The organism is Candidatus Epulonipiscium viviparus (genome assembly GCF_030708075.1).
GTDB lineage: Bacteria > Bacillota > Clostridia > Lachnospirales > Cellulosilyticaceae > Epulonipiscioides > Epulonipiscioides viviparus.
Window position 1 is genome coordinate 664712 of record NZ_CP117982.1, and the last position, 26750, is coordinate 691461.

General features: G+C 40.3%; 20 protein-coding genes. 10 read left to right on the top strand and 10 right to left on the bottom strand.

Annotated features, from left to right (window positions below; all coding sequences use genetic code 11):
* Positions 1-49: 49 nt before the first annotated feature.
* Positions 50-1981 carry a methionine--tRNA ligase gene (metG, locus tag PCY70_RS02410; protein WP_305768304.1) on the bottom strand — a complete coding sequence of 644 codons (1932 nt, stop codon included), beginning with the start codon at positions 1979-1981 and terminating at the stop codon, positions 50-52.
* Between the two features lie 181 nt (positions 1982-2162).
* On the opposite strand from metG, the gene PCY70_RS02415 reads away from it, so the two are divergent.
* On the top strand, positions 2163-5294 hold the full coding sequence (locus PCY70_RS02415) for a glycoside hydrolase family 26 protein (protein ID WP_305768305.1): 3132 nt from the start codon (positions 2163-2165) through the stop codon (positions 5292-5294).
* A gap of 62 nt (positions 5295-5356) precedes the next feature.
* On the opposite strand, the gene PCY70_RS02420 is transcribed toward PCY70_RS02415, so the two are convergent.
* The 9 genes from PCY70_RS02420 to PCY70_RS02460 form a co-directional block, all read right to left on the bottom strand.
* Positions 5357-5803: a hypothetical protein gene (locus tag PCY70_RS02420; protein ID WP_305768306.1), complete on the bottom strand. Its 447-nt coding sequence runs from the start codon at positions 5801-5803 to the stop codon at positions 5357-5359.
* Positions 5804-6309: 506 nt separating this feature from the next.
* Entirely contained in the window at positions 6310-7062 is a 753-nt protein-coding gene (locus PCY70_RS02425) for a hypothetical protein (protein ID WP_305768307.1), read from the bottom strand.
* A complete protein-coding gene (locus PCY70_RS02430; protein WP_305768308.1) occupies positions 7059-8513 on the bottom strand; it encodes a dynamin family protein in 1455 nt (484 codons plus the stop codon). Before PCY70_RS02430 ends, PCY70_RS02425 begins: the two co-directional genes overlap by 4 nt.
* A gap of 117 nt (positions 8514-8630) precedes the next feature.
* Complete coding sequence (gene arsB, locus PCY70_RS02435; RefSeq protein WP_305768309.1) at positions 8631-9683, bottom strand: ACR3 family arsenite efflux transporter; 1053 nt, start codon at positions 9681-9683, stop codon at positions 8631-8633.
* Between the two features lie 76 nt (positions 9684-9759).
* Positions 9760-10203 (bottom strand): thioredoxin family protein, encoded by a 444-nt coding sequence (locus PCY70_RS02440; RefSeq protein ID WP_330697038.1) that lies wholly within the window; start codon positions 10201-10203, stop codon positions 9760-9762.
* A gap of 19 nt (positions 10204-10222) precedes the next feature.
* The gene (locus PCY70_RS02445) at positions 10223-10909 is read right to left on the bottom strand and encodes a cytochrome c biogenesis protein CcdA (RefSeq protein WP_305768310.1); all 687 of its coding nucleotides are present in this window, start codon (positions 10907-10909) and stop codon (positions 10223-10225) included.
* A complete protein-coding gene (locus PCY70_RS02450) occupies positions 10910-11443 on the bottom strand; it encodes a thioredoxin family protein (protein WP_305768311.1) in 534 nt (177 codons plus the stop codon). It abuts the gene before it with no gap.
* 25 nt (positions 11444-11468) lie between these two features.
* Positions 11469-12464: a permease gene (locus tag PCY70_RS02455; protein WP_305768312.1), complete on the bottom strand. Its 996-nt coding sequence runs from the start codon at positions 12462-12464 to the stop codon at positions 11469-11471.
* Positions 12465-12536: 72 nt separating this feature from the next.
* Positions 12537-12854: an ArsR/SmtB family transcription factor gene (locus PCY70_RS02460; RefSeq protein WP_416387536.1), complete on the bottom strand. Its 318-nt coding sequence runs from the start codon at positions 12852-12854 to the stop codon at positions 12537-12539.
* Between the two features lie 303 nt (positions 12855-13157).
* On the opposite strand from PCY70_RS02460, the gene PCY70_RS02465 reads away from it, so the two are divergent.
* From PCY70_RS02465 to PCY70_RS02505, 9 genes are all read left to right on the top strand, one after another.
* A complete protein-coding gene (locus tag PCY70_RS02465; protein WP_305768314.1) occupies positions 13158-15248 on the top strand; it encodes an ABC transporter substrate-binding protein in 2091 nt (696 codons plus the stop codon).
* A gap of 28 nt (positions 15249-15276) precedes the next feature.
* Positions 15277-17370: an ABC transporter substrate-binding protein gene (locus PCY70_RS02470; RefSeq protein ID WP_305768315.1), complete on the top strand. Its 2094-nt coding sequence runs from the start codon at positions 15277-15279 to the stop codon at positions 17368-17370.
* Positions 17371-17740: 370 nt separating this feature from the next.
* A complete protein-coding gene (locus PCY70_RS02475) occupies positions 17741-20344 on the top strand; it encodes a peptide ABC transporter substrate-binding protein (protein WP_305768316.1) in 2604 nt (867 codons plus the stop codon).
* Between the two features lie 93 nt (positions 20345-20437).
* Positions 20438-20710 (top strand): hypothetical protein, encoded by a 273-nt coding sequence (locus PCY70_RS02480; RefSeq protein WP_305768317.1) that lies wholly within the window; start codon positions 20438-20440, stop codon positions 20708-20710.
* Between the two features lie 312 nt (positions 20711-21022).
* Positions 21023-22099, top strand: a complete 1077-nt coding sequence (locus PCY70_RS02485) for an ABC transporter permease (RefSeq protein ID WP_305768318.1) — start codon at positions 21023-21025, stop codon at positions 22097-22099.
* Positions 22100-23959, top strand: a complete 1860-nt coding sequence (locus PCY70_RS02490) for an ABC transporter permease (RefSeq protein WP_305768319.1) — start codon at positions 22100-22102, stop codon at positions 23957-23959. It begins immediately after the preceding gene.
* Positions 23960-25336 carry an ABC transporter ATP-binding protein gene (locus PCY70_RS02495; protein ID WP_029488362.1) on the top strand — a complete coding sequence of 459 codons (1377 nt, stop codon included), beginning with the start codon at positions 23960-23962 and terminating at the stop codon, positions 25334-25336.
* On the top strand, positions 25326-26396 hold the full coding sequence (locus PCY70_RS02500; protein WP_010169069.1) for an ABC transporter ATP-binding protein: 1071 nt from the start codon (positions 25326-25328) through the stop codon (positions 26394-26396). The genes PCY70_RS02495 and PCY70_RS02500 overlap by 11 nt, the downstream gene beginning before the upstream one ends.
* Complete coding sequence (locus PCY70_RS02505; protein ID WP_305768320.1) at positions 26386-26742, top strand: DUF3899 domain-containing protein; 357 nt, start codon at positions 26386-26388, stop codon at positions 26740-26742. Before PCY70_RS02500 ends, PCY70_RS02505 begins: the two co-directional genes overlap by 11 nt.
* The last annotated feature ends 8 nt before the right edge of the window (positions 26743-26750 follow it).

The following is a 26750-nucleotide window of genomic DNA, read 5'->3' on the forward strand; positions in this document are numbered from 1 at the left end:
AGGCTGCAAGTTTTATTATATCGTACAATGAATCGTTGAGCAATATTATTTATCTGATGTTAGAACCGGTAGCAATATCCTTTTCGGGAGCTATAGCAATAAGATTTTGATCCTCATCTTCTGCACATAAAATCATACCTTCAGAAACAATGCCGCGCAGTTTGACAGGAGCGAGATTTGTAACAACCACAACTTTTTTGCCAACAAACTGTTCGGGAGTATAATACTTGGCAATGCCAGAAACGATAGTACGTATTTCGTCGCCAATCTGGATTTTAGATACGAGAAGTTTATCAGTATTTTTTACTTTCTCAGATGCAATGACCTCGCCAACTTTAAGCTTTACTTTTGCAAAATCGTGGATGGTAATTTCTGGTACTTCTTCTGCAGGAGTTTTTGCTGGAGGCGTCGCCGGAGTTTGAGCAGCTTCGAGTGCAGCGAGCTCTTTGTCCACTTCAATGCGAGGGAATAGATTCTCACCCTTTTTGGCATTGATAATTTCTAGGGATCCGAAGGTGTAGATGCTTTCCCAGGCAGTTAGTGCGCCGGGTTCTATGCCAAGCTGTGCCCATATTTTTGCAGGGGTGGTAGGCATAAAAGGCTCGAGCATAATACTAACGATGCGAATGCCTTCGGCTAGTACATATAGTACGCCTGCCAATTGGTCTTTGTGATCGGGATCTTTTGCAAGTATCCAAGGGGTGGTCTCGTCGATATATTTGTTAAGGCGTCTAATGATGGTCCAGATATGTTCTAATGCAACGTTAAAGAACAACTTCTCCATGTTTTCTTCCATTAGCGCTATATTATCTTTTATAGTTTGTTTGACGTGCGCATCGAATCGGTTTGCATGTCCTGGGCCAATCAGCTGGCCGTCGAAGTACTTTTCGATCATAGCAACAGTTCGAGAAGTGAGGTTACCAAAGTCATTTGATAGATCGGAGTTCATTCTCGCAATTAGTGCAGTGTTCGAAAAATTGCCGTCTTGCCCAAATGCAACTTCGCGAAGTAAGAAATATCGTATAGCATCAGAGCCATATCTTGCTACCAAAATGCTAGGATCTACCACGTTGCCAATGGATTTACTCATCTTGCCACCATTGATAACAAGCCATCCGTGTCCAAAAATTTGCTTAGGCAGCTCTTCGCCTAGTGCCATCAAAATAGCTGGCCATATGATAGCGTGGAATCTAACGATTTCTTTGCCCACAAGTTGCACATCGGCTGGCCAATATTTGTTAAATGCTTGGTCGTGGTCGGTTAGGTATCCAAGAGCTGTGATATAGTTAGATAGCGCATCGAGCCACACATATACTACGTGCTTTTCGTCAAAACTTACAGGAACACCCCATGTAAATGAAGTTCTAGAAACGCATAAGTCCTCGAGCCCTACTTTTAAAAAGTTATTGAGCATTTCGTTTTGTCTGGTTTGAGGCAATAAAAAGTCGGGATTGTCTTCTATATGCTTGATAAGACGATCTTGATATTTGGATAGCTTAAAGAAATATGATTCTTCCTTAACTTTTTCGACTTCTCTTCCACAGTCGGGGCACTTGCCGTTATTAAGCTGCAGTTCTGTGAAAAATGATTCGCAAGGAGTGCAGTATAAACCTTCGTATGTGCTTTTGTAGATATCTCCTTGATCGTATAGCTTCTTAAATATTTTGGCCACAGTTTCCTTGTGCTCCGGATCCGTAGTTCTGATAAATTTGTCGTAAGAGATGTCCATAAGCTTCCACAAATCTTTGATCCAATCTACGATATCATCAACGAATTGTTGTGGAGTTTTTGATTCCTCTGCTGCGCGGCGCTCGATTTTTTGTCCATGCTCATCGGTTCCAGTCAAAAACATAACGTCGTATCCTCGCAGGCGTTTGTATCGAGCCATCGCATCAGCGGCAACCGTAGTATAAGAATGCCCGATGTGTAACTTATTGCTCGGGTAATAAATTGGTGTTGTTATATAAAAATTTTTATTCATTAGTGTAAATCCTCCTATAGCCATAATTTAACATGAATGTCTCAATTTTACTAGCCTTTTTTGAAAATTATTTGGTGTGGGCATAAAAAAAATATGGAAAAGTCTAAATGATTTTTGTTTACTAGTTTGGCAAAATTTGGTATACTCTACATATTAAAGATATAAAGGAGTGATATATAACATGTCTTTATTAAGAAAAGTAACTATTGCGGTATTGGTGGCTATGTTTGGAACGGTTCCAGCATTTGCAACTTTACCAAATACAATATGGGGGCCTATCGATGCCTATACAATCGCATCGGAAGCAAACGATATTCCCGCGCAAATTACAGCGTCAAAGCAAATCATCGACATAATGGAGCCGCAGCCAGTTAGCGATTCCAGAACGGATATTTTACTTAATCACTATTATCAGTCAGCATTGGCATTCTCAACTTTGGGAGATATAGTAAATGCTAAAAAGTATTTTCAATTGTATTTACCTTTTGCGCAAAGCCGAGGGCACGACACAACATATGCGGAAAGTAAAATTAATATATTAGAGCCATCAATCGATGTATTTCAAAAATCTGTTGCTACCAATACGCCATATTTTGGAGCAAAGTTTGAGCCGACAAGTGGAGTATTATATGGGACATCGTATAAAGCGGATCCAGCTATAGGGGAAGTTTACGACTATAATTCAATACGCGCAAAGTATCCAAACGAGGAATCAATTCTAGTAGCGGAGCTAAAATTTGGGCAAGATGAAGAAGATTATAGCAATGTATTTGAGTTAGCCGAAGAGCACAATAAGCTGGTATTACTAAACTGGGATACGATGAGTAGTGATCTGAATACGGCATATCATCCCGACTATAGACTGCAAGCTGAACCGACGGAGTACATAGAGGATACATTGGAATATTTGGCAGAATTAGATGTAGATATCCTAATAAATTTTGGGGGAAAAATGAACTCGGATGAGAGTGGCATCAATGCGGCAACAGGGCAACTTGACCCAGCCGGATTTATTAGCAGCTTTAGGTATGTTGCGTCGAGGGCAAAACAATATGACAACATAGGAATGGTGTGGTCGCCGGCTGATATTGGCAATGCGGCATTTGAAATGTTCTACCCTGGCAATGAGTATGTAGACTGGGTTGGAATCAGTTTATTCCCGAAAAAATATTTTGCAGATGCAATAGATCCAAATCCAGAGTCTAAAGAAATGAACGATACCATTTTCCTAACAGGTGAGAATGCAAATCCTGTAAAACGAGTTGAGTCGGTTGTAGAATTTATGCGAAATAACTATATAAATAAGCCGATAATGATCACCGAAACAGGGTATCATCATTGGGTTGGAAAGCTAGGCCAGGACACAACCAACTGGGCGCTCAATCAGATGCAAAAGGCATATACGGAAATGCTATATAAATATCCGCAAATTAAAGGTATCAATTATTTCAATAGCAGCTTGCCATATGATAACAGCTATGCGCTCTATGATAATCCATACATGCTAGCGTTATATAACGAGTTGCTGACAAACGAAATATTTATCAAAAACTATGGCACTTCAGCTGCAACAACGTATAAAAATATTACAGCGACGGGTCTAGAAACATCTCCTACCATGGAAATTAGATCCAGCGTATACTATCCATTTGCTAACGATGAAAACGAGCTAATGGTGGAATATTGGTCGGGAAATATGCTATTAGCAAGCTCAACGATAGCGCCATATACAGCAAATCTGCGAAATATTTCGGATCTAACAGTACAAGTTAAAGTAAATGGCCAAGTTGTAAATAACAAATATGTGCCGAAGAATCAAAATTATATACCAGGAAATCTAACTGCACCGCCGCCTGCGATATTGCCGGTCTTCCCAACAACAGTGCCAACAAATCCAAGTACTAGCGTAATTCCATCTATTTCAAAAAAAGATATCGATGATGCGATAGACATATTGTATGACGAATTTGGCGATGTATATGGAGTGGAGTGGGAATTTGATATAGTGGTAAACAGAGGATACGTGTTACTAGACGTTACATTTGATGGTGACGAGTATTTGGAAGAATACAAAGATATCAGCACCTCCAGACGAAATTCGATGATAACATATGCATGTGAGGTAATGGTAGAAGAGCTAGGAGACGCATTGCCGATCGAAGGATATATATACGATGACGATAACGAGAGAGAGCTAGTGGAGTTTACCTATGAAAAAGGGGAGCTTGAGATATCGGATGTAGTAATAAGCGATGAAGCGGCAGAGGAAATATTAGAAACTCTCGAAGATAAATACGACGAGGTGTTTGAAATAGAGTGGAAGTATGCAGTAGAAGAAAGAGGATCTGCAATAGGGGTAACATTAGATTTCGATGGTGATGAGTATATAGATGCATATGAAGATCTCGCGGATGCAGACTTAGAGGGATTTTTGGCAGAAATCTATACTATAATCACAGAAGAAGTTGGCTATGATGCCGATGTAAAAGGTTCGATATACGACTATGATATAGAAGAAGAAATGATAGAGTTTACAATAGATGCGGACGGGGTAGAGTTAGAAGATGCGGACGATGATGAAGATGATGACCGAGACGATCTAGAAGATGTTAAATATGATGACCGAGATATGGAAAATGCGCTAGAAGAGCTAGAAGACGAGTTAGACGGTTTTGCTGGCATTGAGTGGAAATTTGATATAGAAGATGACGATGGGTATGTGGGGTTATATATCGAATTTGATGGCGAAGATTACCTAAATGCATATAGAGATATAGCGGGCTCAGATTTGCGAGGATTCCTAGCATCGGCATATGACTTGATTTCCGAAGAGCTCGATGACAATATGGCAGTAAAAGGCGAAATAGTCGATGCGGATGAAGATAAGCAAATGCTAGAGTTTAGCCTCAAAAAAGATAAAGTAAGTACAACAGAGCCAGAAAAAACTTCAGATGATATGCTCGATGACCTTATGTATTACGTAATAGAAGGGCAGTTTAATGGCGTTTTAAGTTTGTCATCGGCAACAGATAAAGCGGATGTTGAAATCATAGAAGTAGCCATAAACGATAACGAAGATAAATTTAGCGTTAAAGCAAATTTTGATTTTAAAGAAAACGATGAAGATGTGTGGTACGACATCTTAATTGCGAATGACAAAGTTGCTGCGGCAGAAACGATTCTAGAGCAGGTGGGGCAATACTTGGAATCGAATCTCGGCGCTAGTATAGCAGACGGATCGCTATCGGGAGCTTTGGTAGATTCGAAAGGTGAAGTATTTGTAAACTATGATAGCAGTGGATTCTACTACTAAAATATAGATAAAAAAGCTAGTTCTCTGAGCCGTGCATATGGTCTGGAGAACTTTTTTGTTGTTTATGTGGCAGTAGCATCAGCGAAAACGGCGACCTCAACTTCGGCAGTAGCATAAGTGAAAACGGCGACCGCGACTTCGGCAGTAGCATCGGTGAAAACGGCGACCTCGACTTCGGCAGTAGCATAAGTGAAAGCGGTGATCTCGACTTCGGCAGTAGCATAAGTGAAAGCGTTGATCTCGACTTTGGCATTAGCATAAGTGAAAACGGAGACCTCGACTTCGGCATTAGCATCGGTGAAAACGGCGACCTCAACTTCGGCATTAGCATAAGTGAAAACGGCCTCGACTTCGGCATTAGCATAAGGTGAAAACGGCGACCTCGACTTTGGCAGTAGCATAAGTGAAAACGGAGACCTCGACTTTGGCATTAGCATAAGTGAAAACGGCGACCTCGACTTCGGCAGTAGCATAAGTGAAAACGGCGACCGCGACTTCGGCAGTAGCATCGGAAAACGGCGACCTCACTTCGGCAGTAGCATAAGTGAAAACGGCGACACTTCGGCAGTAGCATAAGTGAAAACGGCGACCGCGACTTCGGCATGAGCATCGGTGAAAAGTGAGACCTCGACTTTGGCATAGCATCGGTGAAAACGCGACCTAGATTTTGGTAGTAGCATCGGTGAAAAGTGAGACCTCGACTTCGGCATGAGCATCGGTGAAATTGCGGTATCGACTTCGGCATGAGCATCGGTGAAAACGGAGACCTCGACTTCGGCATTAGCATAAGGTGAAAACGGCGACCTCGACTTTGGCATAGCATAAGTGAAAGCGGTGATCTCGACTTTGGCATGAGCATCGGTGAAAACGGCGACCTCGACTTTGGTAGTAGCATCGGTGAAAATTGAGACCTCACTTCGGCAGTAGCATAAGTGAAAACGGCGGTATCGACTTCGGCAGTAGCATAAGTGAAAGCGGTGATCTCGACTTTGGCAGTAGCATCGATGGGCCAGGCTTATGTGGTATCGGTATAGGTGAAAACTGCAGCATCGACTTCGGCGTTAGCATCGATGAGCCAGTCTGCAAGAGCAATTTTGGTGCCAGCAGATACAACAACATCGAACGTGGCCTGCGTATTGGCAGCTGAGAGTTTTTTGCAAGCTACTGCATGGTCTTGAGAGTTGGTTGTAGCGATAGCGAGATTTTCTGCAAGCTCAGTTTTGATGTATTCGGTAAGTGCCAGCATTTCGGCTTCCACTTGTGTAACAACGAGTTCCATCGTTTTTGCAAAGGCCTGCTGTATAAAAGAGTCCATGACGGCTTTCTTATGCGCGCCTGCTGGCAACGTTAAAATTTCACGGCATCTAAAATTATTTGGAGAGATTTCGCTTTGGATTGCTCTATTGAGAACCCCCTTGATGTTTTGTTGAGATTGCTCGAGCTTATGCCGAAATTTCGATGCTTGTAATGTGTCGGCGTGTTCTTGCGCATATGCGATAAAATCTTCTACGGCACAAGCGATGGTTGCCATAATTTCGTCTTCGATTTGAGATAGAGGGAGTTGGGCCCCGGCAAGCATATCATGGAACGCCATATTGATGGCCATGATGGAGGCAACGGTTTCGGATCCCTCGGGTATAGCTGGAAGCTTGGCGATTTCGGCGCTAACGGGGCTGCTAGTTTTAGAGAAGAGCTGGCTGACTGTGGATAAAATTGGAAATACAACGATTGCAGTTTTGGCGACCCAGGCCAACACGCTGCCTATCATTTTGCACCTCCCAATTGCCTAATGGTTTGGGATAGCTCCTGGGCGCGCTGATGCGTCAACTGTATAATCTGGCTCATGGCTTGCTCCAAGTTTTGTTGTTCCTGGTTGTATCGAACGAGTTCGCTGTGGCTTTGTTGGAGCTTTTGCTTAATGTCATCAATCTGTTGGTTGCTAGCTTCCAAAATTTGAGCTTGACTATTTTTAATGTCGCTAAGTAGGGCAATAACATTGTTTTTAAGATGAATATAACGATTTTCTATATCAGAAACAAGAAGTTGCCGGTGCTTTATGAGAATCTCATCGTTGAGCCTATGGAGAAGAATGGGAACGTTGGAAATATCTTTGAGTTGGTCAAGATGATGCTCAAATTCTTTTATTCTAAATTTGCGAGCAATGGTTTCGAGGTCCCATAAATCATCTTCGTGGAGAGTATCGTAATGAATAACCAAATTGTAGATATATGCGGCGACGGCGATAAGATGGTTGTCTGCAAGCGATCTGCTGCCATAACAGTCGTTGCGGCTTATGATATCGAGCCACGACTCTCGTTGCATGGCCCAGTCGACGTTAGGGCGGTTTAGCGTATCGAGCTGGGTGCCTATAACATAAACTTTTTCGGGGTTAGTATGAGAAAACACTCCATATATAGTGCCAAGCTCACCTCCCGTTAGGCTATCTGATCGCACACAAACTAACACAGCATTGGCACGTGCAATATACTTTTTGGTAATATTTGAGCGATAGGTAACAGGGTCATCGAGGCCGGGAGTGTCCACATAGACGATGCCTTCTGGAATATTCGTATTGATGAGACCGACTTCAACTTCTTTAACAAAATAATGCGTCGCAGTGCGAGATGAAGTCCACTTTGTAATATCTGATGCAGAAGTAAAGTTATATGTGATGGGTTTGTGATCGATCCAGTTGGCTTTTTCGATATCAGCACCAAGTTGGATATACGTATCTATAAATATTTCTGCCTTAGCCTCCTGAACGCTTTTTAGTAATTCGTCCCACTCTTGCTGCGTATAAAAGGTGAGGCGGATGTAGTTTGTAGTAGCAGATTTGCGAAACTTGGTTAAAACTGCTGTCTCGGGAATAACAGAGGTGGAGGCCAAATTTTGGCCTAGTAATGAGTTTATAAGAGTGGACTTTCCGGCCTTTATAGCGCCCACCAATGCTATATGAAATTCGGGGTTTTTGCATATGGCGATGAATTCGTCAAATTTGTCAAAAATGCTTTTGGGGAGACGGAAGCACTCGGCTTGCAAAATGGTCTTTAGTTTATATATATTTTGGTAGTACTGATTTATTTGGGGGTTGAAGGTGATTTGGTCGCAGCTAAGTCCCAGGGCGACGTTTTGAAATTTCATTAGGTCTTTGGCTATTTGCTGTTGCGCTTCTGTTTCGGTAATTTTATATTTGGAAAAGATCTGATTTAAGTCTGTCATGATTAAACCTCCCATTGTTAAGCTTTAGGCAATGATGCTATTATATCATAAAATAATTATTTCAGACACAAAAAAAACTGCATCCTCGGAAGACTCGGAAGATGCAGTTGCAAAAGTTTATTTTTCTGGAAACCAGTGTGTAGTCTTATTTGCTATTTTGACTAAGATTAGCATAACAGGAACTTCGACCAGCACGCCCACCACTGTGGCTAACGCGACAGGACTGTCGGCACCAAATAATGAGATGGCAACAGCGACAGCGAGTTCAAAGAAGTTGGAAGCTCCAATCATTCCTGCAGGTGCGGCTATTTGATGCGGAAGTTTTAATCCTTTTGATGCGTAGTAGGCGATAAAGAAGATGAGGAATGTTTGAATGATTAGCGGCACTGCTATTAATAAAATATGCAATGGGTTTTGCAAAATCACTTCGCCTTGTAATGAAAAGAGAAGGATCAAAGTAAGTAATAATCCGATGATGGTAACGTTTGAAAACTTTGCCAAAAATTCATTTTGAAAATAGTCTAAGCCGTGTTTTTTTACAACAGCAACTCTGGTCGCAACGCCGCCAATTAATGGAATCACCACAAATAATACAACAGATAAAAGTAGAGTATCCCAAGGAACGCTCACTCCGCCAACTCCCAATAGAAAGGCAACGATTGGCGTAAATGCTATAAGGATAATTAAGTCGTTGGTTGCCACTTGAACTACTGTATATGCAGGATCTCCCTTAGTTAGGTGGCTCCATACAAATACCATTGCAGTACAAGGTGCAGCGCCGAGCAATACTGCACCAGCCAAATAGTCTTGCGCTAGATCTGCAGGGATGAGCCCCTTAAATATAACATAGAAAAATACCCAAGAAATGCCGAACATTGTAAAAGGCTTGATTAGCCAATTTGTAACCCATGTAACGAAAAGACCTTTTGGATTTTTGCCTACATTTTTGACACTAACAAAATCAACCTTCATCATCATAGGGTAAATCATCAACCATATGAGTATAGCAATAGGAATAGAAACGTTGGCATATTCAAATTTGTCGAGAAAACTTGGAACAGCAGGTATGTACTTACCAATTAAAATACCGATAGCCATGCATAAGATGACCCATACAGTTAAATATTTTTCGAAAAATCCAATCCCCGAACTTGTTGATTCTTTTGTCATTCTTAAATCCTCCATATCAATTATATAATTTTGCATCAGCAGATGCGATAGCCGTGCCCGCTGATGCATAGGTTGGTTATGCTCTAGCTTTTTTAAGAATTTCTGTAACTTCAGCTGTCTGTAATACCTTGCCGTATGATACCACTTTGCCGTCAACAACGAGTGCCGGGGTAGACATAACGCCATAGCTAGAAATTTGCGCAAAGTCTCTAACGTGCTCGATAGTGGTGTCCATTCCAAGACTTTCCAGAGCAGCTGCTGTAGCGGCTTCGAGGTCGTTGCATTTTTGGCAGCCAGAGCCGAGCACCTTCACTGAGGCGCCTTCGCCGTGAGATGCTTGAGCCTGAGCCAAGTCCTCTGTGCTTGTGTCGCAGCAAGCCGCTTGTTTTGCTTTCTCGGCTTCGATATCAGATGCTTTACACATATTTCCGCATGAGCACATTGCCATTTCTTCTGTTTCTTCTGTTTTTTGTGTTTTTTGTTTATTGGTAAAAAATTTAAATAAGTCTTTGAATGCCATAGATAAAATCCTCCTTATTTTAAAACGCCAAATAGAACATATAAAAACCGATTAAGCAAATCAGTGTTCCCATCATTATTTTTAAAATATTACTGATCGTACCGTATTTTGGGTTGCGAGAAAGTTTTTGTACAAACCCAATAGAAGTTCCGCTAATGACTGCTAAAAAGCCGTGGCCTATCGAATAAAGTAATAATAGCATTAGGCCCCACGCCATATTGCCAGAGCCCGCAACAATGGCAAGCAAGGCGATTAAAACTGGTGTCGAGCAAGGCGATGAAAATACCCCAGCAAGTATTCCTGCAATTAGCGCTCCAGCATATCCTTTTTTTGTGCTCTTGGATACCAGATAGCTAGAAGGAATAATCTCGTATATTCCCCAGGTTTGCAATGCCATGAGTAGCATAAGAACTCCGAGGCCCATATACCACCATCGAGATGATGTGCCTATTATACTTCCGGCCAAAGTAGCGGTAAATCCAAGCAGGGTAAACGTAATTGCTTGCCCTACTGCAAATGTTAGAGACAATTTGAAAGCTTTAGAAGTAGATCGACCAGTGCCTCCAACATACCCAACAACTAGAGGTACGCTAGATAGAGAACACGGTGTAAACGAAGTTAAAACTCCAGCAATAAAAGCTAGAAATGGTGCTATCCAAAAGTTTTCGCTTATAATAGTAGAAATTGAGTTTAGTATTGTGTCCATTTATGAAACCCCCATGTCGCTTAAGATTGCGCGCATTTGTTCTTCGGTTAATCCTCCTACGTGAACAGTATACATATGATCTTTGGTAGTTTTGTTTGCGTAGTTATCAAATTTCAATATAGCCGCAACGTCCTCGCTCGGTACATATGGAGTTCCATCTGCGTTAAAAATAAGCTGAGTTGGAATAACCTGTATAGGAAATCCGTACGCTCCTTTAGGATATTTCCATACATCAACGAATTTTATGATGGCTTTTCCTTGCATATCAGCATTGACTTTATCTAGTACAGGTGCCATAGCTTTGCAAGGTGCGCATTCGTCTGCTCCAAAATCTATTATAATTGGCAAATTATGGATTGTCAATTTTTCGAGATCCACATTGCTAGTGTGTAGGCTAAAATCTGGAGATTCATAGACGATGGATTCTTGCTTAGCGATTGAAGCTTTTTCGGTCTGATCTTGCGTATACCATATACATGCAACAACACCAACCATGGCGATGGGTACAATAATCTGAAGTATTTTTTTATTCATTATATCCTCCTTGTTAATACGTGGGCTAAACTAAAAATGGTTGCAACAAATTAAATAAATAGCCAACAAGTATTATACCACCGGCACAGATTGAGATAAAGGACCAAAGTAGTTTTGGCTTTACAGCTTTGCGTAGCATAATCATAGAAGGCAAGCTGAGTGTTGTAACGGCCATCATAAATGCAAGTATAGTTCCAAGTTGTGCCCCCTTGGTAAGTAATGCTTCGGCAATGGGAATGGTACCAAAGATATCGGCATACATTGGAATCCCCACCAATGTAGCAAGAATAACGCCAAATGGATTATCACTGCCTAGAACGGTTTCGATAATATTTTGCGGAATCCAATTGTGAATTATGGCACCGATGCCAACGCCTATTAGTATATATGGAAAAACTTTTTTAAATGTAGATCTCATTTGCTCTTTGGCATACTGAACTCTTTCGTGCTTTGTTAAATTTGGAGAATCGATATCTATATTGTTTGCTGTTAAAATAAACGATTCGACGTGTTTGGCCATTCCCATTTTGTCGAGGAGAGTGCCACCAACTACTGCAATAATAAGACCGACAACGACATATACAATAGCAACTTTGGTGCCAAAAATGCTCATAAGTAAGACCAAGCTTCCAAGGTCTACCATTGGCGACGATATCAAAAATGAAAACGTAACGCCGATGGGTAGCCCCGCACTTGTAAAGCCCATAAATAATGGAATCGATGAGCAAGAGCAAAACGGTGTGACAGTGCCGAGCAAAGCCGATACGATATTGGCGCTGATGCCTTTAAATTTGCTTAAGATTCGCTTACTGCGCTCCGGTGGAAAATAACTTTGTATATACGAGATGATGAAAATTAATACGCAAAGTAAAACTGTAATTTTTAATACATCGTATATAAAAAACTGCAAGCTGCCTCCGAGTTTTGAGGTAATATCTAGGCCTGTGGCGGTAAGCAGAGTGCCTACGATATCATTTAACCAATGCATCCCCAAGATCTGGTTTTGAATAAAATCCCACATGATGACTCCCCCTGTTTGAATTAAATCAATTATTTTTGATCTATATACTAAAAAAAATATAGCGGTATATTGTTAGAGAACTGATTCACAAGAACTAGCTACGTTATCTGTATCTATCGTTGTTAGTGCTTGTAAAATTGTGATTGCAGCGAGACTACCTTCGATGCTGATCTTGTAGTGTGTCCATTTTCCAACGTACCAACATTCTACAAAGCCGCTTTCGCATAGAATTTTCATATGATAAGAAAGCTTAGACTGAGCCAAATTTAGGTGATCGGCAATGTCGCAGGCACATTTACTACCAGATTGAAGAAGTTGTAGTATGGCTACTCTGTTTTCATCGCAAAGAGCTTTAAATATTTTTGCGGTCTGAGCATTGGTCAAGGGAATCTCTCCTTTTTGTCATATCAAATTATTTTGTTATAAATATATTATATGTAAGTTACGAACTTTTGTCAATAATTAAATCAAAAAAAATTGATATATTTTTAAAAATCATATTTATGAAAATGAAAGATAATACAAAAAAAAATTCTGAATGCGATGAGATAAATATAAAAATATTACGAAATATAGAAAAAATTTTGGAGAAATGAAAAAATAGCATTTAAGTCTTGCATATTACAAAAAAATGAATATACTTGGATGTATAATTAATAAATTTTTAATGAAAAAATAAAGGGGGCAGGTAATATGAAAATGAGAAATATACGTTTATGTGGTCTTTTAACATTGGCAACATTAGTGGCAACAGCTTGTGTGGGATGCGTAGAAGAGGCGAGTGCGAATTCGGAGGCAGTAAAAACTGAGGCAGAGGCTACAGAAACTGCAAAAGTTACAGATGCGACAGAAACAGAAGTGACATATCCAACAGGTACATATAACTTTAAGTTTGCAGATTCACAGACGAGACATGCCTTTATGGCCGCAGCAGAAGAATATTTGCTAACGACTCAGACAGGTGGAATCCCCTTGTTTACGAGCGATGCATATGGATTATATTCTAGCCGAATTCAATTGCCTGTGGATGAATATGTTCCGGTCTTAGAATTTGGAGAGGTGAGTGATATCGCTTTTGCTGCAGATGACTCGACGATATTGATGGAAGACGGAAAGCCAGGTAAGATAGGAGAGTATACGTATAGAACAACATCTCTGACCAATCCTCAAACCTGGAATCAGTGGCGATACGAAGGAGCTTTAGATATAGATTATATAAAAAATTATATAGATTCGTTGTATAGATTTGAGTTTAATTCAGATAAAACAAGCTATGAAATAAATCCATCTATGGCCGACGGAGCGCCGATTCCGATTAACCCAAAAACTTTGCCAAGCGGTAAACAGATAGCGAAAACGTGGCAAATCAAAATTAAGGATTTGGAGTGGGTCTTTAATGAAAACACAGATATGTCCATGGTAAAAGATACCAAAATTAATGCTATAGACTTTTATGATACATTCAAACTGGCACTCGAAAATAGATGGCTAAAAGCTGTCAGTGGCGGCGGAGACTTTTGCTCAACAGAACTAGGAATTTTGAATGCGCAAGAATTTGTAGACGAAACGGCTGATTGGGAGGATGTTGGAATTAAGCTAATTGATGAAAATACGCTAGAGCTAACATATGTAGAAGATCAGTCTGAGTGGAATGTGAAATACGCGCTATCGGCGTTTGCGTTATCACCAATTCATACCGAAATGTATGCCGCATTGGGTGATCAGTACGGTACTAATGAAGTTACAACGGCGTATCACGGACCTTTTTATCCAGACTATTATGAGAGCGATAAAGTGGTGAGAATGAAGAAGAACGAAAAGTTTCATAGCGCAGATAAATATATGGCAACAGGACAAACGATCACCATCATTGCAGATGCGGAGATGGCATTCGAAGAGTTTAAGGCTGGGAAGCTAGATTACAATACGTTGCCGACAACGCAGTATGAGGAGTTTAAGAATCATCCGGGGTTGAAAACGGTTCCGGGAGCTGCTGTATATAGAATTGCAATTAATGGATTTGGAACGCAAGAAGAACAGCTAAAGACGTTTCCTGATGTAACGTGGATACCGGAGCCTATTCTTGCCAATGCGGATTTTAAGAAAGCGATGTATTTGGCGTTGGATAGAAAAAAGCTCGCAAAAGATATTATGAAAACTGTGGAACCGTCTATGTATTTACTATCTGATGCATATATTGTGGAGCCAGAAGAAGGCGTTCCGTTTCGCGATACTAAGTGGGGTAAAGAGGTGGGCAAAACGCTTTCGCCATCAACTCATGGATACAACTTAGATGCAGCGAAGGCGTTGTTTGAAAAAGCGCTCGATACATTGGTAGCAGATGGCGTATATAAAAATGGCGATGAGATTAAAATTGAGTTTTACATTTTTAGTGGCTTAGAAACACAGGCGCTCATGGGAGATTATGTAAAAACAGCGTTTGAAGAAGCGTTTAACAGTGAGAAGCATAACATCAAAGTAATTGTGGAGCCGGAGCCAAAAGACATCTACAATGATCATAGACAAACTGGAGAATTTGATCTATCGATTAGCGTGTTGGGTGGATCAAAATTGAACGCGGCATCATATTTGGAGGTATTTATAGATGACAACCGCGCTGATATGACATTAAACTGGGGCATCAACACCAGCGACGCCAATATTCCTGTCACATATGTAGAAGAGGATGGCGAGGTAGTAACGCAGATGTGGTCGTTCAATGCTATAAGCTCGGTGCTAAATGCGGAGACAGAAATTTTTGAGGGGACAGAAGTACGGAAGTAGTGATAATAGTAAAGAAGGGAGCGGTAGTATGAAAATCAGAAATTTGCGTTTACGCGGTGCTGTAGTATTGGCGATGATGACGACAGTGGCTGGTGTGGGGTGCGCAACTTCAGACGCAACAAAAGTGGAGGTGCATGTAGAGGCGGCAGAAGCTGCGAAAGTTGCAGATGCTACCGAAGTTACCGAAGCTACAGAAGTGACGTATCCAACGGGTACATATAACTTTAAGTTTGCAGATTCACAGACGAGGCATGCCTTTATGGCTGCAGCAGAAGAATATTTGCTAACTACTCAGACAGGCGGAATTCCCTTGTTTACGAGCGATGTATATGGATTATATTCTAGTCGTGTCCAATTGCCTGTTGATGAATATGTTCCGGTTATGGAATTTGGAGACTTAAGCGACATAACGTTTGCCGCAGATGACTCGACGGTATTGATGGAAGATGGAAAGCCGGGCAAAGAGGGAGAGTATACATATCGAATTGTGTATTCTTCAAATCCTCAAACATGGAATCAATGGTTATATGCCAGTTTTATAGATGCCGATTATATGGTCAACTACTTAGATTCTTTATACAAATTCGAATTTAATGCGGATAAAACAAGCTATGAGCTAAATCCATCTATGGCCGCCGGAGCGCCGATTCCGATTAACTCAAAAACTTTGGCAAGCGGTAAGGAGATAGCGAAAACGTGGCAAATCAAAATTAAGGATTTGGAGTGGGTATTTAATGAAGATACAGATATGTCTATGGTAAAAGATACCAAAATTAATGCTATAGACGTTTATGATACATTCAAATTAGCACTCGAAAATCAGTGGTTAAGAGCCGTGAGTGGTGGTGGAGATTTTTGCTCAACAGAATATGGAATTTTAAATGCGCAAGAGTTTGCAGATGGAATGGTGGCTTGGGAAGAGGTTGGGATTAAGTTAATCGATGCGAATACGTTGGAGTTAACATATGTAGAAGAGCAGTCTGAGTGGAATGTGAAGTATGCTTTATCATCGTTTGCGTTATCGCCAATTCATACCGAAATGTATGCCGCATTGGGTGACCAGTACGGGACTAATGAAGTGACAACGGCGTATCACGGACCCTTTTATCCAGACTATTATGAAAGCGATAAAGTGGTAAGAATGAAGAAGAACGAAAAATTTCATAGCGCAGATAAATATATGGCAACAGGGCAAACGATCACCATCATTGCAGATGCGGAGATGGCATTCGAAGAGTTTAAGGTCGGGAAGCTAGATTATCGATCGTTGCCAGCGACGCAGTATGACGAATTTAAAAATCACCCGGGGCTTAAGACAACGCCAGGATCTGCTGTATATAGAGTCGCAATTAATGGATTTGGAACGCAAGAAGAACAGCTAAAGACGTTTCCTGATGTAACGTGGATGCCGGAGCCTATTCTTGCCAATGCGGATTTTAAGAAAGCAATGTATTTGGTAGTGGATAGAAATAAACTCGCAAAAGACATTATGAAAACTGTTGAGCCGTCTATGTATTTATTTCCGCGGGCATATTTTGTGGAGCCAGAAGAAGGCGTTCCGTTTCGCGATACCGAGTGGGGCAAAGAGGTGGGCAAAACGCTTTCGCCATCATCTCATGGATACAACTTAGATGCAGCGAAGGCGTTGTTTGAAAAAGCACTCGATACATTAGTAGCAGATGGCGTATATAAAAATGGCGATGAGATTAAAATTGAGTTTTACTTTTTTAGCGGTTCAGAAACTCAGGCATTGCTAGGAGATTATTTTAAGACAGCATTTGAAGAAGCATTTTACAGCGAAAAATATGATATAAAAGTAACTGTCGATACTATGGCAAAAGAAATTTACGCTAACTATTTTTCAACGGGAGAATTTGATTTAGCGCTTGCCGCCTTGGGGGGATCTAAACTAAATGCGGCATCGCACTTAAATGTATTTACGGATGATGATCGCGCTGGATACACATTAAACTGGGGCATTAACACCAGCGATGCCAATATTCCTGTCACATATGTAGAAGAGGATGGCGAGGTCGTAACGCAGATGTGGTCGTTCAATGCTATAAGCTCGGTGCTAAATGCGGAGACAGAAATTTTTGAGGGGACAGAAATACGGAAATAAGCTGTAAAAAATAACATGAACTTTGAGAAATACAGTTGAGTTTATTTATCAGAAATGCAGGATTCAAAAGATAAAAGTTCTAATTAACATAAAAAGGTTATGGAAATATTATGAAAATGTTATAGAGAAATAAAATAATGCCTGAAAAAATGAAAAAGAAATATTTAACTCTTGCATTTGTCGGATAATTGTGTATAATATAATACATGGCAGTGCATAAATGTTAAATATGTGCAAAAAAAGGTTATAAATAGATTGCGAAAAAGTTTATGTTTTAGTATTGGAGGAGTTGAACTATAACTAAATAGCTTAAAGAATGCGAGATAATTTGTTAAACTATTAACTATTAACTATTAAAGGAGATATCGACATGAAAATTAGAAATTTACGTTTATATGGTGCGTTATTATTGGCAACAGTAGTGGCAACAGCTTTTGTTGGCTGCGCAGAAGACGAAAGCGCTGATTCGGCGGCGGTGACTACAACTGAAGCACCTAAGGAAGAAGAATCTCAAATAGAAACCAAAACAGAAACCAAAACAGAAACCAAAACAGAAACCAAAACAGAAGTAAAAGAAGAAGTAAAAACAGAAGCAAAAGAAGAAACGACCCTAGAGGTTACATATCCAACAGGCACATATAATTTTAAGTTTGCAACTCCAGATACTCGACACACATTTATGGCCGCAGCAGAAGAGTATTTGATTAACACTCAAACAGGTGGTATTCCTTTATATGAAGGTGCGGGATATGGATTATATTCTAGTCGTATTCAATTACCAGTGGATGAATACGTTCCAGGACTAGGTTTTGGAGGATTAAGCGATAGAACTATTTCTGCGGACGATTCTACGGTATTGATGGAAGACGGAAAGCCAGGAAAAGCTGGGGAATACACATACAGAGTTGCGTACTCTACAAACCCTCAGACTTGGAATCACTGGCTATATGAAGGATCAACAGACTCAGATTATATGGATAATTATCTCGGTTCTCTATATACATTTGAGTTTAATGCAGATAAAACTGGCTATGAGATAAAACCGTCTATGGCTGCAGAGCTGCCTATTCCTATTAACCCAACAGTTTTGCCAAGTGGTAAAGTAATTGCAAAAACATGGCAAATTAAAATTAAAGATCAAGAGTGGATGTTTAATGAAAATGCGGACACATCAATGGTTACAGACACCAATATTAATGCTGTAGATTTTTATGAAACATTTAAGCTTGCACTTGAAAATAAATGGATGAGAGCCGTGAGTGGTGGAGGAGACTTCTGCTCAACAGAATCTGGAATTTTAAATGCGCAAAATTTTGTAGATGGGCTGGCTGATTGGGAAGATGTTGGAATCAAATTAATAGATGACAATACGCTGGAGTTAACATATATAGAAGACCAATCTGAGTGGAACATTAAGTATAATTTATCTTCGTTTGTATTATCACCAGTTCATACTGAAATGTACGAAGCGTTGGGCGATAAGTATGGTACTAGCGAGACTACAATAGGCTATAGTGGGCCATTCTATGTGGATTATTATGAAAGCGACAAAATCGTAAGACTTAAGAAAAATGAGAAATTTCATAATGCAGATAAATATATGTTAACAGGCCAAAACATCACTATCATTGCAGATACAGAGATGGCATTCGAAGAGTTTAAGGCTGGAAAATTAGATTACCGAGGATTGCCATCCACACAATATGACGAGTTCAAAAATCATCCAGGGCTTAAAACTATTCCGGGATCCGTTGTATATAGAATCGCGATTAATGGATTAGGCACTAGAGAAGAACAAGTAAAACAATTCCCAGATGGTACTTGGGTCCCAGAGCCTCTTCTTGCGAACCCAGACTTCAAAAAAGCAATGTATCTAGCAGTGGATAGGAAAAAACTGGCAAAAGACGTTCTAAAAACTGTGGAGCCAGCAATGTATATGTTTACTGAAGCGTATGTCGTTGAACCAGAAGAAGGTATAGCGTTCCGTAATACAGAAGCTGGAGAAAGCGTAGGAAAAACATTATCACCATCAACACATGGCTACAACCTTGATGCGGCGAAAGCTTCTTTTGAAAAAGCGCTCGACAAATTAGTTGCGGATGGCGTTTACAAAAATGGAGATGAAATCAAAATCGAGTTCTATTTCTTTAGTGGTTCAGAATCTCAAGCACTTATGGGAGATTATTTGAAGGGTGCATTCGAAGAAGCATTCAATAGCAAAAAGCATAACATCAAAGTAGTGGTTGATGCGATGGCAAAAGACTTCCCAGGAATCTACGACGACCATATGCAAAGTGGAGAATTCGACTTAGCGGTGGGTGCGATAGGAGGGTCACAGCTAAATGCGGCATCATACTTGGATGTATTCGCAGATGATGACCGTTCTGGATTTACATTAAACTGGGGCATCGACACCAACGTTGCAGAAATTCCTGTTATATATACAACAGACGATGGCGAGTTGGTAAAAGAGATGTGGTCATTCAACGCTATTAGTTCTGTACTCAATACTGAAACAGAAATTTTTGAGGGAACAGAAGTGCTTAAGAAATCAGAAAAAGTTGAAAAAGTAACTGACGAAGCGGATGAAGCAACTACAGAAGAAGATGAGCCAGCGGTAGAAGAAGATGAGCCAGCGGTAGAAGAAACTGAGCCGGTAGTAGAAGAAGCTGAGCCGGTAGTAGAAGAAACTGAGCCGGTGGTAGAAGAAGCTGAGCTGGTAGTAGAAGAAGTTGCACCAGTGGTAGTAGAAGAAGCTGAGCCGGTGGTAGAAGAAGTTGCACCAGTGGTAGTAGAAGAAGCTGAGCCGGTAGTAGAAGAAGTTGCACCAGTGGTAGTAGAAGAAGCTGAGCCGGTGGTAGAAGAAGTTGCACCAGTGGTAGAAGCTGAGCCGGTAGTAGAAGAAGTTGCACCAGTGGTAGAAGCTGAGCCGGTGGTAGAAGAAGTTGCACCAGTGGTAGAAGTGAGCCGGTAGTAGAAGAAGTTACACCAGTGGTAGAAGCTGAGCCGGTGGTAGAAGAAGTGCACCAGTGGTAGAAGTGAGCCGGTAGTAGAAGAAGTTACACCAGTGGTAGAAGAAGCTGAGCCGGTAGTAGAAGAAGTTACACCAGTGGTAGAAGTTGAGCCGGTAGTAGAAGAAGTTACACCAGTGGTAGAAGCTGAGCCGGTGGTAGAAGAAGCTGCACCAGTGGCGGAAGAATCAGAAGTAGTAGAATGGGATACTGACGTTGTGCCAGAAAAAGTAGAGAATGTTGATGAAAAAACAGGACCAGTGGTAGTTATTATAGATGCGGAGCTTGTTGACAAAGCAACTCCAGCTGAAGCAACGGAGGAGGAATAGAAAAATAAGGTAGCAACAACAAAAGATGAGCCTACGATATAAACTACGAGAGAGGTGAAAGTTACAGATGAAGAAGATGCTATTGCGCAAGAGTTCGTTCCGAGGTAAGAGTAAGTTGCGATAGTAGTAAAGTGAAATATTTGTGATAAATGAAACTGATGCCGAAGACAAAAAATATGACAAGTGAAAATAGCGGCGAGGTAATTTATAACACAGAATGCTCGGTCACAATTGTGAAATACGATGCATGATGGGCCGAGAACTCTATGTTCTTGGCTCTTTTTTTTAGATAGATGAAAGGAAGTGATGTCAATGGCTAGGTATATTGCAACTCGTATAGCTTGGATTTTTGTGATGTTATTTGCAATATTATCGATGAACTTTGTATTATTTAAGTTGGCCCCAGCGTATCCGCCAACTACAGAGGATGAGAAAACTGCATATTATAACAAGCAAGTATCGGATGGCTATATGGAAGTTACGTTGGTAAGTGATCAAGAGGAAATGGAAGAAATTCGTTACCAAATGTCAACTGCAACGACTGTTAGAAATTCTTATTATGAAGATAAAGGCGATTTTATTCGTGCGTATTTGCAGGTGCCTATTAGTGAGCAGTATTTTAACTGGATGGGCAATGTAATTTTTCGTCTAGATTTTGGACAGTCTACGCGCGTTGAAGTTGGTAGACCGGTATTTGATATAATTAAGGATCGTATGGCAACTACATTGACTATCAATATTATTGCATTATTTTTCTACACCCCGATTGGATTGGGCTTGGGGATATGGGCGGCATTAAAAAAGAATAAGCTAGCAGATAATGTGATTTCGTTTATGGTTATGATAATGATTTCGATACCGAGTTTTGTAATTATGGTTATGCTAGTTATGATTTTTGGATATGGACTGGATTGGGTACCAACAATATTTCCGCCAAAAGACGCAGAGATCATGTTGCGAATTCGTGGGTACATATTGCCAGTACTTGCCATGACATTTGGGCCTATTGCAGGGTTAACTCGTACTACAAGAGCGGAGTTGACCGAAGTATTAACGTCGGAGTATTTGTTACTAGCAAGAACAAAGGGACTTACAAGAAAGCAGTCTGTAATAAGACATGCATTGAGAAATTCGCTTGTGCCATTGGTACCAGGAATTATTGGGTCGTTTGCGGGGCTTTTGTCTGGCTCGGTAATTATAGAACAAATATATTCAGTGCCAGGAACAGGAACTATATTTCTTCGCGCATTAACTAAGAATGCATATGACTATAATTTGTTGTTAGCATCTACAGCGTTTTATACTTGCATTGGACTCTCTGCAGTGCTAATTGTCGACCTAACGTATGGACTTATTGATCCTAGAATTAGAATGGGAGGTGTCAGATAGATGGAAAACAGAAAAATAGAGCAAGATAAATTTAAGTTTATTCAAAAAGATGAAAAAATCTATGATCAAAAGATAGAAGGAAAGCCAGTCTCTTCTATGAAAGATGTTATGATTCGTTTTGCAAAGAATAAGACTAATGTTGTTGCGACTTTTATTTTGCTATTTATTGTGTTGTGTTCGATGTTTATGCCAGCTTTGACAGGAAAAGAGTATGTGAAGCTGAATGAAAAACTAGCGTTTTTGCCTCCTAGAATACCAGTAATTGAAAAGCTTGGGGTGATGGATGGAACTGTGTTGGTAGAGAATAAGCCAATTGACCCATCGACCTATGATGAACAAACCGGCTTATATTTGCCAACTGGGTATAATCCTAAGGCAGTGGAGATGGATACCCTCAAAAATGATGTGGTGATGAGCACCGAGAAATCTGCAATTGTAACCGGTGGACAGTCTGTTATGAGGTTAGATTATGACTCTACAGAAATGACCGTGGAATCGAAAGATTATTTGGTGTTTACGAAAGCGAGCAATCCGAAACTTGCTATAAATCTATATGAATTGACAGGTGACGCGGCAGTAGAAGTGCTATTGCAAACCAAACCAGGAACTTATGAAGTGATAGCAACTCTAAATGAAGCCGGATTACATGAACTGGAATTATATAAATTGAAGCCAGAAATTTTTGGAGATATATTTTCTAAGTTGAGATTGCGAATGACAGGAGGTGGACTTTCTTCTGCAGCTATGATTGAGAGTGTAAAAGTGATAGAGAGCTCTAGTGAGGCACCTGTTTTTGAAAATTCTGGATACGCATTATCGTTGTATCCTATAGTAGATGGTGCCGGAAGCTATGTTCGTCAAAACGGAGAAATGATTGTGGCAACATTTAGATATAATAGATACATTGCCGCATTTGATTTAACCCATGAAATAGCATTTTCATCTGAGGAGTATGATAAATTGGTAGCGCAGTGGGGAGTAGAACCTATTCCGAACCCTGATAATCCCGATGGATGGTTTTTTGAAGAAGGATTTCCGATTAGAGAAGTTGTTAAAAAGAATGATGTTATTGTGATTGATGACAAAGAATATTTTTCGTATGAAGTGTATTTGGATTATCAGGCATATTTAGGATATGAGGAGCTGCCATACTTTTGGTTTGGAACGAGCGCCGCGGGTCGCGACTTATTTTCGTTGATATGGGTAGGTCTTAGAACGTCATTGCTTATGGGTGTAGTAACAACAATTATCAACGTGATAGTGGGAGTAATCTACGGCGCAATTGCAGGATATTACGGTGGCACAGCTGACTTGTTGATGCAGCGTTTTGCGGAGCTAATGGGACGATTGCCATGGCTTGTGGTGCTATCTATTTTGGTTGTTTTGATGGACCCAGGAATCACAACGCTATTTTTGATATTGATAATTAATGGTTGGGTAGGATTCCAGTCAGTAACGAGGATGCAGTTTTATAGATATAAGGGCAGAGAGTATGTCCTCGCATCTAGAACTATGGGAGCCAAAGATAGGCGTTTAATTTTTAGACACATATTACCGAACGGAATTGGAACAATAATAACAGCAAGTGTTTTGTCAATACCTTCAGTTATTTTCCTAGAAGCATCGTTATCATATTTGGGTTATGGAATTGGACATGGGCAGTCGTTTAATATTTTGGGAATGCATTTTACAGGCGTGTCTATCGGTGTGTTGCTTTCTGATGCGCGAGCGTTTTTGCAAATGTATCCATACCTAACAATATTCCCATCTGTAATTATATCGATACTTATGATTACGTTTAATATGTTTGGAAATGCACTAAGAGACGCATTTAATCCATCTTTAAGGGGGGTTGAATAAATGGCAAAGTTAAAAGTAGAAAATTTATCAATTTCGTTTAAGACTATTTCTGGTGATGTTCAAGCAGTTCGAGATATCAACTTTGAACTGGAAGAGGGAGAAACTTTAGCGATCGTTGGAGAATCGGGATCTGGAAAGTCTGTTACAACCAGAGCCGTGATGGGGATATTAGCAGGAAATGCACGAATTATGAGCGGGTCTATTATGTATGACGGAGAAGACTTGCTTAAGATTACAGAAGAAGAGTATCAAAACATTCGCGGCAAGAAGATTGGTATGATTTACCAGGATCCGCTCTCTAGTTTAAATCCTATTATGAAAATTGGAAAGCAAATTACAGAAGGTTTGATTCTAAATGGGGATCATATTAAAAACCGTACGGAGCAAATTTGTCATATGGAGCGCGTGAGATATTTTACAGTAAAGCGCGAGATGCAGTTGCTAAAAGAAGAGAAGAAGAAAAACAAGAGTGCGATAGAAAAACTGAAACCAAGACTTGAAGAAACAAAGAAGATAATGGAAGCGGCAGAAGCGGCAGCCAAAGTTAGGGCATTGGATGAATATAAGGCCGATATCAATAAAATGAAAAAAGAGTTGGCTGCAATATCTAAAAATCCCGATAAGTTAGATAAGCAAGAGCTTCGTAAGCAGATAGAACAAAAAAAAGATGCTATTGCAAGTCGAAGACGTGTAACCAAAAAAGAAGCAAAGGCGCGCGCACTAGAAGTTATGAGAGAAGTTGGGATTCCGGAGCCCGAAAAGCGTTTTAATCAATATCCATTTCAATTTTCGGGAGGGATGCGCCAACGCATAGTTATTGCAATAGTATTGACGCAAAACCCTGACATTTTAATATGCGATGAGCCAACAACAGCATTGGACGTTACAATTCAATCGCAAATACTGGAGCTTATAGAAAAACTTAAAGAAAAGCATAATCTGACAGTAATATTTATTACGCATGACTTGGGTGTCGTGGCAAATATAGCGGACAGAATCGCTGTTATGTATGCAGGTAAAATCCAAGAAATAGGAGGAGTAGAAGATATCTTTTATAATCCGCAGCATCCATATACTTGGGCAATGCTAGGATCAATGCCAGACCTAACATCCAAAGACCGCCTACTTACAATTCCGGGTACACCGCCAGATATGAGATTTCCTCCAAAGGGAGATGCGTTTGCGTTAAGGAGTGAGTATGCGATGGCAATAGACTTAGAAGAGCAACCGCCGATGTTTAAAGTGTCCGATACTCACTATGCGGCGACGTGGCTACTGCACCCAGACTGTCCAAAAGTTGAGAGGCCTACTATCCTTGATGAGAGAATCGAACGCATGAGCAAAATGTATGGTGAGGAGGGAAATGATGGAAAATAAAGAGCCGATAATATCAATTCAAGACCTTAAGGTGCATTTTAAATCTGGAAGAGGAAAGCAGCAGTTGGTGGTTAAAGCTGTGGATGGCATTAGCTTTGAGATTTATAAGGGAGAAATTTTTGGGTTGGTTGGAGAGTCAGGTTGCGGAAAGACTACAACTGGAAGAACACTGATTCGCCTGAACGATGCCACTGCGGGAAAAGTAGAGTTTTTGGGACAGTCGATAGTGGAAGGAACAGAGTTTAATGAAATTAATATTAAATCTGCAAAGAAGTCGCTAAAAAAGAGTAAAACTGAATCGGAGAAAACATTTATTAAGAATGTGATAAAAGAAGAAAAAGAAGAGATAGAGCGTAAGAAGAAAATTAACACCCATATTGATAGGGCTCTGATGCAGAATATGCAGATGATTTTTCAGGATCCGATAGCCTCGCTAGACCCGCGAATGACAGTAAAAGAAATTATAGCAGAAGGCTTGAGAATTATGGGCGAAAAAAAGGATGCGGTGATTACGCAAAAAGTCAATGAGATGCTAGAAGTCGTGGGGCTGGTGCCAGAGCACGGCAATAGGTATCCGCATGAGTTTAGCGGGGGGCAAAGGCAGCGAATCGGTATAGCAAGAGCGTTGGTGCTAAATCCAAAATTTTTGATAGCAGATGAGCCGATCTCCGCATTGGACGTATCAATACAAGCGCAAATAATCAACTTGCTAAACGATTTGCGTCATGAATTTGACTTAACAATAATGTTTATTGCGCACGACCTGTCTGTAGTAAAATACTTTAGCGACAGAATAGGAGTAATGTATATGGGCAACTTGGTGGAGCTTGCAGAATCTGATGAGTTGTTTGCAAACCCGATTCATCCGTATACAAAATCATTATTATCAGCAGTGCCATTACCAGACCCGCGCTACGAGAAAAAGAGGACTCGAATAGTATATAACCCAGAAGAAGCACACAACTATGCAGACGAAAAGCCGACTATGCATGAGATAAAACCGGGGCATTTTGTGCTTGCAAATACCGAAGAAATAGAAAGATATACCAGTGAGCAATAAGGGAATAATAAAAACCGTTGCAGCGACACTCGTAGCTGCATTATTGCTAATGTACTTCATATTCGACTTCTCTTTTAGCCTAATAAATATAGCGGATTGCCTATTTGTGGTCGGGCTGTGTCTGTTTTTTCCTGCATTGATAATAGCAACCAGTGCGATGGATCTGTTTGATGGAATTAGCTTTGTGAGCAGTAAAATGTTTAAGAAGCATACATTTAAAACGATATATGATTATAAGGAATATAAAAAACAGAAGAATCTATATAAAAAGAATCCTGGAAAACCATTGCTAGTGATTTCTCTAATATATATAGTAATTTCGCTGGTGATAGCTAGTTTTATTTAAGGGGCCAT

What these genes read in the sequence shown, in the direction of transcription:
- metG (WP_305768304.1), bottom strand. Translation starts at nt 1,981, where the DNA reads ATGAATAAAAATTTTTATATAACAACACCAATTTATTACCCGAGCAAT.
- PCY70_RS02415 (WP_305768305.1), top strand. Translation starts at nt 2,163, where the DNA reads ATGTCTTTATTAAGAAAAGTAACTATTGCGGTATTGGTGGCTATGTTT.
- PCY70_RS02420 (WP_305768306.1), bottom strand. Translation starts at nt 5,803, where the DNA reads ATGCTACTGCCGAAGTCGCGGTCGCCGTTTTCACTTATGCTACTGCCG.
- PCY70_RS02425 (WP_305768307.1), bottom strand. Translation starts at nt 7,062, where the DNA reads ATGATAGGCAGCGTGTTGGCCTGGGTCGCCAAAACTGCAATCGTTGTA.
- PCY70_RS02430 (WP_305768308.1), bottom strand. Translation starts at nt 8,513, where the DNA reads ATGACAGACTTAAATCAGATCTTTTCCAAATATAAAATTACCGAAACA.
- arsB (WP_305768309.1), bottom strand. Translation starts at nt 9,683, where the DNA reads ATGACAAAAGAATCAACAAGTTCGGGGATTGGATTTTTCGAAAAATAT.
- PCY70_RS02440 (WP_330697038.1), bottom strand. Translation starts at nt 10,203, where the DNA reads ATGGCATTCAAAGACTTATTTAAATTTTTTACCAATAAACAAAAAACA.
- PCY70_RS02445 (WP_305768310.1), bottom strand. Translation starts at nt 10,909, where the DNA reads ATGGACACAATACTAAACTCAATTTCTACTATTATAAGCGAAAACTTT.
- PCY70_RS02450 (WP_305768311.1), bottom strand. Translation starts at nt 11,443, where the DNA reads ATGAATAAAAAAATACTTCAGATTATTGTACCCATCGCCATGGTTGGT.
- PCY70_RS02455 (WP_305768312.1), bottom strand. Translation starts at nt 12,464, where the DNA reads ATGTGGGATTTTATTCAAAACCAGATCTTGGGGATGCATTGGTTAAAT.
- PCY70_RS02465 (WP_305768314.1), top strand. Translation starts at nt 13,158, where the DNA reads ATGAAAATGAGAAATATACGTTTATGTGGTCTTTTAACATTGGCAACA.
- PCY70_RS02470 (WP_305768315.1), top strand. Translation starts at nt 15,277, where the DNA reads ATGAAAATCAGAAATTTGCGTTTACGCGGTGCTGTAGTATTGGCGATG.
- PCY70_RS02475 (WP_305768316.1), top strand. Translation starts at nt 17,741, where the DNA reads ATGAAAATTAGAAATTTACGTTTATATGGTGCGTTATTATTGGCAACA.
- PCY70_RS02485 (WP_305768318.1), top strand. Translation starts at nt 21,023, where the DNA reads ATGGCTAGGTATATTGCAACTCGTATAGCTTGGATTTTTGTGATGTTA.
- PCY70_RS02490 (WP_305768319.1), top strand. Translation starts at nt 22,100, where the DNA reads ATGGAAAACAGAAAAATAGAGCAAGATAAATTTAAGTTTATTCAAAAA.
- PCY70_RS02495 (WP_029488362.1), top strand. Translation starts at nt 23,960, where the DNA reads ATGGCAAAGTTAAAAGTAGAAAATTTATCAATTTCGTTTAAGACTATT.
- PCY70_RS02500 (WP_010169069.1), top strand. Translation starts at nt 25,326, where the DNA reads ATGGAAAATAAAGAGCCGATAATATCAATTCAAGACCTTAAGGTGCAT.